Raw genomic sequence first — 12868 nt, forward strand, 5'->3', positions numbered from 1 at the left:
AATTTCCTTCTACTGGACTGTTGTGAAAAGAGCGCCGACAGCATCGCCTGTGCCAAATACAGTGAAGGTCCCCCCTGCACTGATTTCGGCAAATATGCTGGCGTAGTGGTATCCCTCCGATAGATCGCGGATACCTGAGCAGCTCAACGGCGCGCTCGTTGACAGTGCGGTCCCTGTGCGACCCGTTATCGTAGAGCTTCCGTCAAGGCCGATAACCAAGATGCCGCTACCAACACCCGATGTTCGTCCCCACCCTGAGAACATTGTTGTCACGGCTTCGTCTGCCCAGATCAGAAATTCGTTTCTGATTTCGGTGTTCAGCTCTACGAAGGTTGCAGAGGTTGTAGACCTGTCCGCCGAATAGGTCGCTGCACCGCGCTTGCTCTTAGGGCGATTGAACCAAGACCGGACGAAGCGCTGCCCAAGGGAATCCACCCAGGCGGGACCGGTTACAGGCCGCGCCATCCCTACAAGAGTTCTGGTCGCATCACCGCTCATCACTTCAACGCCATTCAAGCCGGTCACATGCCCTGTTGTGGAAGCGACAAGAGCGTTCACAACACCGCCCGATTGAGTGGCGTATATGTAGTAGAGAGTGGATGGGGTTAGGCCCGTAGCCGCAAGAGAAACGCCGCCAGAAGGGACTGTGCAAAGCATCCCGTTGACATACAAATAGTTGCCACCCAATGGCGTCAGGACGAGGTTCCCACCTGAAAGCGCCAAGGTACATTGCCCATTGCCAGCGGTGGCGGAAGTCGAGACCTTGCCGGCAAGTTCACGTAGGATCTCGTTTCGCCAGTCAGGCGAGAAGATTGAGACGGTCATTCGCCGTTCCCAGGCAACATCGCGATGTTGCGCATCGATTGCAGAGCCATCAATTTCTGGCCTGTGCCGTTGGCCCTAACCATCTCATTGCGGAAGCTCTCGACGGCGGCCCCGGTCTGTCTCGATTGGTTGGCGTTCTCGATCATGAGGACAGGCGTCCAAGCGAAGGAACAGCCCCATTCATCGACTTCCTTACCGGAATTGCTGTCAGTGCCCCGCACGAGAACGAACAACGGGCATCTGTGACAAACCTTCGAAACGTCCTTTTGATGGAAGGGGCAGATTTCGCCTTTTGTCGCGATCGGTTTTTGCATAGGCCTCAGTCTTTCGTTGCTACAATCACGTCCACGTACTGGACGGCGAGATTCAGGGTGTGCGTGTGCGTTCCACCGCCGCCCGTAAAGTCTGTCGTGCCGGTGATGCTGTGCGTGTGATTGGCGCTTTGGACGGCGGACGTTCCAGAAGCCGAAACTGTATGGGAGTGAGCGCCATTGGATGAAGTGGTGGCACCAAGACCACTAGGGGTGATGTAGCCAGCATTGCTGGATGTGCCAGACCCGATGTAGTTCGCGCCGACCACGTGGGTATGGTCGCCATCAGTTGAGGTTACTCCGGTGACAGAAACTGTGTGGGTGTGAGCAACGCTTTCAGTTCCGGTAGTGCCTGAGAAATTGTGGGCATGTGGTGGTATCTGAGTGGACAAGAGTGCCGTGGCGCCGACGTTCTGGCTGGTGAAAACAGTCGTGAAAGCCAGAGAACCACCGGTCCCAACAGACCCTGACACAACTCTGAGAGCCTTGTCGTTGTTGCTTGTATCCTTCGTCCATCCCGTTGGCGCGGTGGTCTGCTGGAAAAGCAACTTGGTTCCAGTTTCGAAAGATCCTGCCGAACCCTGGAGCATCCATGCTCCTGTCCCGCTGTTTGCAGCGGTTGAGTACACCAGCCGATAGATGCCGTTCTGTCGAATGTCATTTGGCGAGATAGCGATATCTCCGCCCAACCCCTGCTTTCGGATTGGCTTGGATGCGAGGCCGTTGACGGCAATCGTTGTGGTCGCGCTCGTATTGCTAAGCGCCGCCTTGAAGGAGACCAGAAGACCATCTGTCAGTATCGTGAAGGGTGAAGCGGCGGTGAGAACGATCGCGTTTGCCGTCCCCGTCGCAGTGATCGCGCCGCCCATGTCTTTGAGCAACTCGGCCATGCGCTGCATCATGGCGCGCGCGGAGTTGTTCACGGTGTTCGGAAGCTGATTTTCCAACCAATTGATGATGCTGTCCGCATCATCATTGTCCGATGCAGTCAAGCTCCAATCATAGATACTACTCATCCGATTTTCCTCGACTGCATGAATTGAGAGACTAGATCCGCAAGCGTCGGCCCTTGTGGCTGCTGCGGCATCGGCGGTGCTTGCGGTGCGTCCTGCGGCTGCATTGCCATGAGCGCGTTCATCAGAGAGTTGCCGCCCCCCTGGCTCTCCTCCCCATCGCCACCCAGCAATGATAGCAATCCACTTGGGGGCGAGCCTTGCGCCGTCTGCGTCTGAGGCTCAGCTATCGGCCTGTCGGCAATCATTCGGGGAGGCGGAAGGGCGGGCGCGGCTTGCGGGTAGGCTTCCTGCCCCTTGGGTCCGTCTGCCATCCCTGCATAAGGATTGGAAAACGGCTCACCTTTTGCATTGTCGGTGAAATAGTGGTTCCCGATTTTAAGCGCGTTTCCCTCATTGAGGCGCCGAGCCCAAGAGGCTGTTGAATCTCCGGGATTGGCATAGTAGAGCGCGCCACCGGTTACGTCTGGGAGGCGGCCACCGAGAAGTTGTTCAGCAACGGTTCGAGCTTCTCTTCCTACCCTGGATGATTGGCCTTGGAATTGGTTCCGAGCTAGAGCTTGGTCCAGCAAGGATGACCCATACCCTGAAAAATTCTGATTGGCTCGGTTCTGGATGACACTTGCAACGGCTTGCAAACCTCTGAGGCCTTCGCCACCAGCCTCGCCTTGGAGGATAGAAGCAAGAGTGTCCAATTCGCTCCCGCGTGAACGGGGTGTCCCTACATAGGCCATTCATTTGCCTCATGGAAAACAGTCCCGACTTCTTGTAAAAGCGTGGTTTATTTCGCTGTGTCGGGGGATATGGTGCAGGTTTCGCACGCGCTCTATGAGCGCATTGGTTTCTTGGTTTGGACTATTTCAACCGTCGTCATTCTGGCTATCGCCGCGATGCAACCAGAAGTCAGGTCGGTTCTTGTCGCCTATGACTTCGGAACCCAAATGTTCTATTCTGGCGGGAATCTGTACAACCTCGAAAGCACGATGGGGTATCTCTATGCCCCCGGCTTTGCTGCTCTCTATTTTCCGTTCTATGCTGCCGGGCCGATAGTCGGCGGATTACTGTGGCGTTGCCTGAGCGTCGGCATGTTGACTTGGGTTGTTTTCAAGCAGGCCAAGCGTCTTGACGCCACCAATTCAACAGAGATGGCGTCCTTTGCGCTTTTTATCGCGCTCCCGCTCTCCCTTGGGGCTATCCGCAACGGACAAGCCACGATCCTTCTAACTGCCTCCTGCTGGATGCTGGCTATGAGCGCGCTCGATGGTCGCAGATCCGCAACGACCTTATGGGCGTTCATTGCGTTGCTCGCCAAGCCTTCTGCGGTAGTGGTCATTCTCCTTGTAGGAGCCCTCAGACCGAAGATGATCCCCAATCTGGCGATTGCCTTCCTGCTTGTCTTCGCGGCCCCCTACGCTTTTGCACCGGCTGACTACGTGACCGCACAGCACTTAGAGTTCTTCAAACTGCTTACGTCTATGAGCCACACCGAGTCGGATTTCTTCCGGCCCGCTGACTTCTCCGGCGTCCTCACAGCTATCGGCGTGGATGTTCCGGCAAACATCATCCTGCTTGTCCGTCTGGCCGCCGCAGGCGTGGTCCTTGCTTTCGTTCTCTGGATTGACCGAGAGGGAGACACGAAAAGGACTGCCTTTGCCGTTTTCCTCCTCGCGGCGTTCTACATGAACGTTTTCAACCCAAGGGCCGAATCCAACACCTACGTGATGCTGGCTGTTCCGCTCGCTCTAGCTGTCTCGTATATGCGGCTTGGAAAGCAACCACTTTGGCCGATTTACGCAGTGGTCATCTTCGGAGCTGGCTTGACCGGCCTCGACGGGCATTTGCACGCAATACTGAACCCTTGGTTCAAGCCTTTGGTGTTGACGCCAGTGACAATTGCCGCAGTTTGGTGGCTTTCTGTTTCCAAATCCGCGACAGCCTTCAAAACGTCGATGCAAGAGCGTATATAGATCACGGATGAAGCGCGAACCGTTTTTTGGTCAGAACGCCAAGGCTTGGGCGATACAATTTGCCTCGGCATTGGGCTGTTGGTTTTTATTCTGCCGGTGCTAAACGGCTCATTAGACAAATACGCAAAGCCGTATTTCGAAGCGGGATTGGACACCATCTGCGCCTCTACCGGCCTGTGTACCCCGGAAGCTGCTGACCGGACCCGCGCGACAAAGCCTCAGTAATCATTTGCATCAATGGAGTAAGAGGCTGCTGAGCCGGCGCGCCGCCGCTCCTAATAAGCGAGCTGAGCGCCCCAGTATTTGCCTTGGTCATGCCGTCAGCGATTGCCTTGGCACCCATACCGCCAAGAGATGCCACGCCAACGGCTGGATTGATCATCGTCCCGCCGATGCCGAGAGCAGCCATCAGGCCGTTGCCGGAAGGCGATAGTTTCCCTGCGAGGCGCAGTGCATTCTGCGTCGCAGTGCCTTCCACTACTTTGCGAAGAGCAGCGATTTCCGCTTCTGTGAAGCCGCGAGGGTTTTCAAGCAAGCGTCGCAAATTCTGCCGGATAGCGTTGTCAACGTTCCCGCCTGAACCAGTCGAGGCCGCTCGAAGTTCTGCGCGCTCGATAGCATCCGCTACACGCTCATTCTTGGAAAGTCGGGACCAGATTTCGCGACCTCGCGTCACGGCGTCTGATGCAAGCTGTGTATCGCCCGCCAAGACTTCAGAGGGCTTAGGCGATTTGATGAGGTCATCAATTGCATTGATAATCCCGCCAACTGCCTTGTTGTTTGACTTATTGCCGGGGACATATCCGTTCGAGGCAACTTTTCGAAGGGTGTCCAGTCCGGTGAACGTGACGTTCTGTCCTGCCAGGTCGTCAATGCGCTTCACAACTGCCGCCGCCCCAGGCTGCAACGCTGGATCATAGCCAAGGTCCACAAGACGTTTGCCAACGTCCATTTTCAGACGGTTCACCGCCTCGGGGGTGAAAATGACGCCCGCATTGTCGGCTTGTTGATATGCAGCTTGGCCAGCAGTTCGAAGATCCTCGACTGTAGGCACAGCTGCATTGCTGACTTTCGATGCCAGTTTGCCAGCCACGGATCCAAATGTGCCGCCGACTGCACCGCCGCTGAGAAAACCTCTCAGCGCGTTCCAAAGTCGCTCATCGAGCCCCTTACCTTCGCCGGCCCCATACGCAGTGCCATATGCAGCCCCTTCAGCGGCTGCGCGTCCGCCCATGCTGGCAACCGTTGGTTTTGCGCCATTGAGAAATGACAAGCCGCCAGTGGCCAAAGGAGCCGTAGCGCCCAAACCTCCAGCAATGCTGCCTACTGTCGAGGCTATAGGATGGCGTTCGCTGCGACGGCGTTGCAATTCAGCCTGCAAGTCCTGGGACCGGTTGTACTCGTCAGCCGGGTGAAAACCCTTCCCCTGAACCGCGCTTATCGCGGCTTTTGGAAGTGCAGAAAGGGCGGAATATAGCTCATCTGCAAATGGGACCGCATTCGCCATGCCAGAGCCAGTCATATCAGCTAACAGACCGGTTCCCGCACCTTTTTCGTATTGATCAGCAGCGGCGGCAATCTCGGGAGGAGTATTGTAACGACCTGCCTTCTGAGTAAGGGCAGAGAGTTCGGACAAGCCTGCCCTTAGACCCTGAGACGGTTGTAGCCTGCCGAAGCGCTTCTGCAAAGCGCCCTTGATCGCGTCCGGCGACGTGCCGTCAGGGAATTCCGCTATGGCGCCGTCTGGAAGCTCGACTTCAATCATTCGAGTTCACCAGTTGACGGATTGAATTTGTAGCGTTTCTGACCGCCTTCCGGCGTTGTTGGCTCGGCGTTGCCACCGGCTTGCATTTTCGCACGCGAAACACCCGAGCGGATCACGTCTTCAAGGTCTTGGATGGCCCTAAGATATTCCTCATCACTCAAGCGATAGTTGCCGAGCCGAGAAATCGCGTTTTCGGCCTTCGCGCCCTCAACCTCGGTGATCTGGCCGCCGCCACGCAAGGTGTTGTACGCCTCAAGGAACGATTGCCCTTTCGTCTGGTCGACAAGGCCTTGAAAATCCACCTGCTCGGACGAGCGCGCGGGCAACAATCCTTCCAAGAAGCCGGTTGACCCTGCTCGCCCCGGATGGGTTTTCATCCTCTCCAGGAGGTCGATACTGCGTTGGGCGTTCTGCTCAACGCGCGGCAGATCGAATTGCGCTTGCCCTCGGCTCTTTCCCTTCTCCTTTTCGGCCTCGGCTCCCGCCAAGTCTTTGGGAATGGTAGACACCACTTGCCCCGAACGGTCGGTTATGCCCCAAGCCGTGCCGAGGTCAACGCGATCGACGCCAGGGGTAAGATCGACGCCCTCGGGCAGCGGAGCCTCCACAAGGCCGCCAGCCTTAGACGGCTGCATGACGATGGTTTTCCCGCCGCGCTTTCCATAAATCGGATTGAGGCCGAATTGATCGCGAACACTGTCAGCCTTGGGCCCACCAATGGGATTTCGACGTTCTGGATTGTTCTGGTCAACCATGAAATCCTGCTCTTGGCCCTGATCATTGAGCAGGCGCTGGATTTTCCAATCTGGCTTGTCGCCAGCTTTCCAAGAGGAATACCAAGCGCGCAAAGCAGCCGGATCAGAGGCGAGGTAAGATGCCTCCTGAGCGCCCATGCCCTGCTGCTGGAGCCAGCCTGCCGTTGCATTCTGGTTTTGGGCCTTCTGCGCGCGCTCGTCTCGGTCCGCGTTCATCGCCATGAGGCCGGCGCCCAACTGGGCATTTCGCGGGTCGATCATGGCGATTGCAGGCGCGAGACGCCGCAGGAAATCGCTCGCGCCTCCGCTGCGAGGCGCAGAAGGCTGCGAATTGCCATTCAGAAGATCAAGAATGCCAGCCATCTGGAAACCTCGTTAGAACGCGCCTAGAAGTGCGGCCAGACCGCCAAGGATGTTCGCCGGCTGCTTGGTCGTGGTGTTCTGCGTGCCCCAATTTCCAGCCGACTGAGTGCCAGCAGAGAGGAGGCCGCCAAGGCGTGCCCAATCCTGCATATCGTTCTGGCCCCAGCGATTGATGAGGTCGTTAAGCTGGCTCTGGCTGGCTTGATCAAGCTTGTTGCCGAGGCCCATCTGTTGATTGGCGTCGAAGACCTTGTTGCTCTGGATGTTCGGAAGCTGCCCTATCATCTGCATCAGATTGCCGAAGCCCTGATTTTCCAGCCCCGCCGCGTTGAGAGCGTCGGAACGCTTCCCGGCGAGATTTTGCCCCTGCACATTGGCAAGGCCGCCAGCGGCGTTCAAGCCAAGCCCCATGCGGCCCTGCTGCGCGCCCTCCAGCGCGTTGGCCGCGTTCATCTGGTTCTGCTGCTGCTGGTTGTAGTTGTTGTAGAGCAGGTTGCTGGTGTTCTTGGCGATGGAGTCTGCCAATACGCCCTGGTTCGCTCCCGAACCATACCGGCCACCAGAAGCGAACATAGCGTTCACCTGATCGCCCACCTGTTGATTGGTCTGGTTTATGATGTTGCTCAACTCTGGCGAGCCATTGAGATAGTCGCCGCGCGCATATCCGGTAAGGTATTGGTTTGCCGCGCCGCCCTGTCCTGCCTGTCCAAGGATGCCCTGATATGCGCTGGGATCAATCTGCCCCATGCCGTTCTGGAACTTCTTGATGGCGTCCTGTGTGGCCGCGCCCTGCCCGCCTTGTGCGATAGTCTGGTTCGCCGCCGCGATAGGTGCCGTTTGCAGCAGATTATTCTGCTGTTTGTAGGCATCGGAGCCGACATTCGACCAAGCCGGCGCCGCGCCATTGGCGTTCGTCGTGCTGGGCTTCTGGGCAGAGTTTGTCGAGTTTCCCATCACATCACCACAGGTTGCCGCCGCTCTGGGCTTTGCGTTGCTGGTCAATATAGGCTTGCGGAGGCTTATCGCTGCGTTCGCCGGTCACGGTGTTGATGTAGTACATGACAGGAACGTTTGAGCCCTCTCGCCCGCCTTGTCGCCGTTCGCCACCCTGCTGCTGGAGCCAGACGCCGGGGCCAGAGGCAGGAGCGGGCTGAGCAGCAGCGTTCTTTGCCTTCACCGCCGCAATGGCCTGCTGTGCCTGCTGGATCTGTGGAGTATTGAAAACGCCTTCGTTCGTGATCGGTGCCCCGCCGCCAGTGGCCGCGAGTAAAGCATTCATCCCTTGAAGCGATGTGGGAGAGAACTGCGCCTGTGTTGGACCGTCATAGACGTTGTAACCCTTACCGCTGTTGTAGAGAGCAAGAGCATCCTGCGCTCCCCTCTCCATCACGGGGAGCGCATATTTTGGTGGATTGCTTTCGGTCTTTTGAGTGCTGCTTTTGCTGCCCATTTCAGAGAGCCTTTCGGTAAATCCGAGCCTTTTCGGCATAGCCAAGTTCGGGGAGTAGGCGCCCCCATCCCTTCCGGCCAACCAATTGCGCCTCTTCGACGCCGTGGACCTCCTTGGCCCACCTTTCGATGTCATCAAGCAGCGGAAGGCATTCCTTGAGCCGCGAGCCGCCTACCTCTGCCAGGATCAGTTGCTTTTTCCCGGTGGCGTTGATGGTCACAATCTCCGTGATCGGCGTCAGAACGACTTCATCGCCATCAAGACACAGCCAGAGGGTGCGCTTCCCTTCTAGGCACTCGCTCAGGATGTTCTCTACGGTCTCCTCACCGCTGAAGCGCTTGCAATAGATGGCGAGACAGGTGCGAATGTCCGCCCAATAAGGCGCCATCTCATCCGCGCTCATCTCGGTAGCGTTGCGAAGGATCATCCGGAGCGCCCCGGCACTTCCGCGATGGAAGTCACTACGTCTATGGAGTTCGCCGCACTCGCCTGGACCCGGATTTCATCGCCAACGTTCAAGGCGAACGCGTCGAGCGGGAGCCAGACCGCGCTATTGGCAGGAACAATGTGCTGGAAAAGCAACTTGTATTCGTCCGTTGCGCTGATGCTGTAGAACCCTACCGATGCTGTTTTGTCGCTCGAGGTGATGTTCGAAAGCCTAACACCTATGACTTGGGTGTATCCGGTTGCCGTCAGAACGGTGGTGTTCGTGGTGCCCGTCAGGTGTGTCCCAAGCACCCGGCAATTGTTCTGAACGAAGTTTGACATCACTGCTGGCCTTCAGGTGAGCCGACAGGATCAACACCATGTATGTCATTCCAGACATTCGCCGCCGCTGCCGGGATCGTCACCTCAAACCTGTGGAATTGCCCCGAAGCGCGAGCGGGAATGAGACCGGTTTTGAGACTGGCGGAGGCAGGTAATTTCCAAGTGCCATTGCCACCAGCCCAATCCTTCACTGCAACCCGACCGCTAATCTGTGGCGCATCGCAAAGCGCTCGAAAGCCGTTGACGAAGGTTCTAGCGCCCGGGGTTAGCTGTGTATCTCCAGTCTGCAATGTGGCTGGCAGCGGCGGCCCCGAGAACAAGCCAAAACGATACGACGTATCGAAAGCAGCGATGAGAGGCGTGGAACCCGCCCACGCCCGACTGTCGAGCGAAAACGGCAACTGATCCAAGCCGAGCCCGAGACTCGCCAGACTGTCGAGCGTGTATCCGGGCGTCACAGCGTCAATGAGGCCGGTCAGGATCGTGCCAGGGCTCAGCAGCGACCAGCGGTCAATCCCGTAGTGATACAACAGAACCTTGTCATAAGAGCCAGCCAAGGGGTTCGCTGTGGACTTGTAAGCCCAATAGACAATCTTGCGGTTGGGGTCTTCCGAACCATAGACTTGGAAGACTTCCGACAGGTCGACATCATTCAGAAAGAAATTGTCGACCCTTTCAACTCCGATTGGGACAGGCGGAACGCCGTAGCGATAGAACCCGTCATCAGAGAGGTAGTATGTCCCGCTTCCCGTCTGCACGATGGAACGAGGCGCCAGACAGCCATGATTGGCTACGGTCTGCGTGAACGTCATGACAAGCGACGTATCTAGCGCTAGAGCGCCTTCACGGATTGACTCAGCATGGAAGATCACCGCGCCCTGGTTTCCCCCGGCGAACCCCATGATTTCGCCGCCATCAGGGAAAGGCTGGAAGTCTGAGGACCTTTGTCTTGGAGTCCAGAAAGCCGAGTCATTGAGACCTGACCATTGCACGGCGCGTTGGTTAGAGGCCAAATTCGCCATCATGACGAAATCGCCAAGCGTTCCTGTGTAGAACGCCTTTGGCGCGTTCGGCAGATCTGCGAATTGGACTGGCGTATTTACGTTAATCCACTGGACCGGATCACCGCCGTTCGTAGCGATGACGCGATCACCGAACTGCGTGAATGACCACTTGCGGTCAGACGTTCCGGAATAGCCGCCAGTTTTTGAGACATCGATCCAGCCGAGTGTTGCGATGTCGAACATGTAAATTCTAGTCGCGGTCGCGACAAACAGCCGATATTGGCCGTTATCGACATACGCCAGGATCGTCCCAAGCGGCGCAGATGGGAGGGCCAGAGACACAGGCGAAAAGCTTGGGAACGGCCCGTACGAACCTGCTTTTGGCAGAACGTTTTCGATCTTGTCGCAAAAGGTCGCGTCGAAGATCGATCGATCCGGGCCGAACTGCGCGAAAGGGATCATGGCGTTGGGCCGCTTTTCCGTGCGCCGGCACGCGAATAAACAGCGGCGCGATCATCACTAAGGATCTGATCCAGGGCGCCATTCATCTGCTCCCCGAACATCGCCGCACGTTGCTCATTCCCGATGTAGATACAGGCGTGCTTGAGACACCCGGCCAAATAGGCATTGGGTGATTTCGTCAGAAGCCAGTTTGTTGGAGACGACGGGCCAAGTGCCGGGATTTTTGCATAATACTCGAGTTCTATGTTGAGCGCCGTTGTCGGCAGTATCGTCACCTTGTCGCCGTCAAGGCTGAACACCGCAGGTTGGCCGGAATAACGATAGGCAAAGGCGTCATCGCGCCACGTTGGCGCAACGTTTTGCAATTCCCACCTGGGATTACCCAAAGCCACCACATTGCGAAACTGGAGATAGTCAACCGGCAACGTGATCTGGCTGTTTACATCCGGTGTAAGCGTCGCGATGGCTATTTGTTCGCGCGTACGCAGGACACGGTTGAATTCACCCTCGGCAAGAGCGATGAAATCAGGACAGACCGTGCCGATATCTGACCTGTCGAACATCCAAGACTGAATGCTGGCGACAAGATCGCTGTAGGTTCCGAGAGCCATCAAACGGTTCCCTTGAACGTGCGGAACTTGCGATTATCGGAGTCGTTGAGCCATTTCTTGATGTACTTGCGATCACCATTCTTGCGGGCCTCCGCAAGCTGGCTGAAATAGACATCAAGTGGGATAGACGCGACCCGTTGCCCGTCTCCCCAATTCTGGCTCAGGCTGTTGCTGTAGGCTTCGGCGTTGTCGCTGATCAGATCGTCAACCGGCGTATCGGTGCGCACGATCATCTGACCATTCCCGAGGTCTAGAAACCAGCGAGTGACCCCGGAATGTGCGTCATGAGAGAACAGACGCCAATCGCCTTGGGTGATGTCAAAAGGCGTCATTTCTGACTGCCAAACCTTTTTCCACGATGCCGCGCGCTTCGTCAGCCGGAAGCTCGATTTCGGAGCCTTCATCCTGACGCCCGCGTCCATCAAGCGGCCAATAAGCTGTGTTCAGCCGCACCGGCAGCGTTTCAGCCTTCGGGGGTCTGCCCCGCTTAACTTCGTTGCTCATGAGCATCCTCCATGAGAAAAGGGGCCGCTCGAAAGCAGCCCCTTAAGGTTTACGGTTGTCGCCTGGATTTAGGTCGAGGCCGTCAGACCGAAGACATCGGCAATGATGCCGTGCGCTGCTTCGTTGCGATTGACGAGCGTCCATTCGGTCTTGATGACCTTCTTGTTCGCATCGCCAGTCTTGGCCGGGGTATCCTGCGTCATCGGACGGAGGACGCCGCGAGCCACCTTGGACGTGTCGATGATGAACACGTTTCTGGCAACTGCCGCACTGGTGGACATCACACGGTTCGGCAGAACGTCGAGTTCACCGAAATCCGACTGATAGACATCAGCCGCCGCCAGGATGACGCCCTGCTTCTTGTTGTCCGAGACCGGACGACGGAAAGGCGCCACGTTCGCGTCCGACATGAAGGTGGAAAACACGCGCTTGTTGTAGGGCGAAACCATGATGATGCTCGGATTGCCGCCAGAGGTGTAAACGCTCTGGATGCTGTTATCGAGCAGCGTCTTGGTCCATGCGCGCTGCGTGCCGTTGGTCGCGGCAGCAACAAGCCCGGTGTTCGAGCTGAAGCCACCACTTGCGCCACCAGCGCCGCGATCCGCATTGGTCGTGAACCATGCCGGGAAGCCGGCAGAAACACGAGCGGTCGTGTCATCGCCCGCAACCGATGCAGCATTGGAAAGCATCGAAAACTCGATGTCCTTCTTAAGCTCCACGGATGCCTTGGAAAGCTGATAGCCAAGCTCGGTATCGCGACCGGCCTTGTTAACAGCGTCCTGGGTTTCCGTGACGATGACGGGTTTCCAGCTGATCTGCGTGAAGTTCGCGACGCGCTTGGTTGGGCTGCGCGTTGCATAGGTGTAGTCATCGCCTTCAACCTGCGCGTTGGCGGCGGGCGTTGCGAGAGTGTCGGTCTGCCAGTCGTGACGGACAGCCTCAACCTTCGTCGTGCCGATCAACTGCATGAAGGGGGTTTCTTCCGGCGTAATGCGATAGATCGCATTTTCCAGATCTTCGTGGTTACCAACCGCATCGTAGGAACTGAATGTTCCGGTTACCTGTGCCAT

The 12868-nt window shown here is 57.1% G+C and carries 15 protein-coding genes; 1 reads left to right on the plus strand and 14 read right to left on the minus strand.

The window, feature by feature from the left end:
- Positions 1-9: 9 nt before the first annotated feature.
- Genes C1M53_RS31260 through C1M53_RS31270 form a run of 3 tightly spaced genes read right to left on the minus strand, consistent with a single transcriptional unit; the run spans position 10 to position 2152 of the window.
- Positions 10-825, minus strand: coding sequence for a hypothetical protein (locus tag C1M53_RS31260; RefSeq protein WP_129415899.1), 816 nt, complete (start codon positions 823-825; stop codon positions 10-12).
- On the minus strand, positions 822-1139 hold the full coding sequence (locus tag C1M53_RS31265) for a hypothetical protein (RefSeq protein ID WP_129415900.1): 318 nt from the start codon (positions 1137-1139) through the stop codon (positions 822-824). Before C1M53_RS31265 ends, C1M53_RS31260 begins: the two co-directional genes overlap by 4 nt.
- Positions 1140-1144: 5 nt before the next feature.
- Positions 1145-2152 carry a hypothetical protein gene (locus tag C1M53_RS31270; protein WP_129415901.1) on the minus strand — a complete coding sequence of 336 codons (1008 nt, stop codon included), beginning with the start codon at positions 2150-2152 and terminating at the stop codon, positions 1145-1147.
- Between the two features lie 800 nt (positions 2153-2952).
- Here C1M53_RS31270 and C1M53_RS31280 point away from each other — a divergent pair.
- Positions 2953-4116, plus strand: a complete 1164-nt coding sequence (locus C1M53_RS31280; RefSeq protein WP_129415903.1) for a glycosyltransferase 87 family protein — start codon at positions 2953-2955, stop codon at positions 4114-4116.
- Between the two features lie 166 nt (positions 4117-4282).
- On the opposite strand, the gene C1M53_RS31285 is transcribed toward C1M53_RS31280, so the two are convergent.
- The 11 genes from C1M53_RS31285 to C1M53_RS31335 all read right to left on the minus strand — a co-directional run bounded on the left by C1M53_RS31285 (position 4283) and on the right by C1M53_RS31335 (position 12868).
- Positions 4283-5881 carry a hypothetical protein gene (locus C1M53_RS31285; protein WP_129415904.1) on the minus strand — a complete coding sequence of 533 codons (1599 nt, stop codon included), beginning with the start codon at positions 5879-5881 and terminating at the stop codon, positions 4283-4285.
- Positions 5878-6999: a hypothetical protein gene (locus C1M53_RS31290; RefSeq protein ID WP_129415905.1), complete on the minus strand. Its 1122-nt coding sequence runs from the start codon at positions 6997-6999 to the stop codon at positions 5878-5880. The genes C1M53_RS31285 and C1M53_RS31290 overlap by 4 nt, the downstream gene beginning before the upstream one ends.
- A gap of 12 nt (positions 7000-7011) precedes the next feature.
- Positions 7012-8001: a hypothetical protein gene (locus C1M53_RS31295; protein ID WP_165358294.1), complete on the minus strand. Its 990-nt coding sequence runs from the start codon at positions 7999-8001 to the stop codon at positions 7012-7014.
- Positions 7958-8488, minus strand: coding sequence for a hypothetical protein (locus tag C1M53_RS31300; protein WP_165358295.1), 531 nt, complete (start codon positions 8486-8488; stop codon positions 7958-7960). The genes C1M53_RS31295 and C1M53_RS31300 overlap by 44 nt, the downstream gene beginning before the upstream one ends.
- Positions 8451-8876, minus strand: a complete 426-nt coding sequence (locus C1M53_RS31305; RefSeq protein ID WP_129415908.1) for a hypothetical protein — start codon at positions 8874-8876, stop codon at positions 8451-8453. Before C1M53_RS31305 ends, C1M53_RS31300 begins: the two co-directional genes overlap by 38 nt.
- Entirely contained in the window at positions 8873-9217 is a 345-nt protein-coding gene (locus C1M53_RS31310) for a hypothetical protein (protein ID WP_129415909.1), read from the minus strand. Before C1M53_RS31310 ends, C1M53_RS31305 begins: the two co-directional genes overlap by 4 nt.
- Positions 9217-10683 (minus strand): hypothetical protein, encoded by a 1467-nt coding sequence (locus C1M53_RS31315; protein WP_129415910.1) that lies wholly within the window; start codon positions 10681-10683, stop codon positions 9217-9219. Before C1M53_RS31315 ends, C1M53_RS31310 begins: the two co-directional genes overlap by 1 nt.
- Positions 10680-11294, minus strand: a complete 615-nt coding sequence (locus C1M53_RS31320; RefSeq protein ID WP_129415911.1) for a hypothetical protein — start codon at positions 11292-11294, stop codon at positions 10680-10682. The genes C1M53_RS31315 and C1M53_RS31320 overlap by 4 nt, the downstream gene beginning before the upstream one ends.
- A complete protein-coding gene (locus tag C1M53_RS31325; RefSeq protein ID WP_129415912.1) occupies positions 11294-11626 on the minus strand; it encodes a hypothetical protein in 333 nt (110 codons plus the stop codon). Before C1M53_RS31325 ends, C1M53_RS31320 begins: the two co-directional genes overlap by 1 nt.
- Positions 11613-11798 (minus strand): hypothetical protein, encoded by a 186-nt coding sequence (locus C1M53_RS31330; RefSeq protein WP_129415913.1) that lies wholly within the window; start codon positions 11796-11798, stop codon positions 11613-11615. The genes C1M53_RS31325 and C1M53_RS31330 overlap by 14 nt, the downstream gene beginning before the upstream one ends.
- A 68-nt stretch (positions 11799-11866) precedes the next feature.
- The gene (locus C1M53_RS31335) at positions 11867-12868 is read right to left on the minus strand and encodes a DUF5309 domain-containing protein (protein WP_129415914.1); all 1002 of its coding nucleotides are present in this window, start codon (positions 12866-12868) and stop codon (positions 11867-11869) included.

It is taken from the genome of Mesorhizobium sp. Pch-S (assembly GCF_004136315.1).
In the GTDB taxonomy this organism is placed as follows: Bacteria; Pseudomonadota; Alphaproteobacteria; order Rhizobiales; family Rhizobiaceae; genus Mesorhizobium.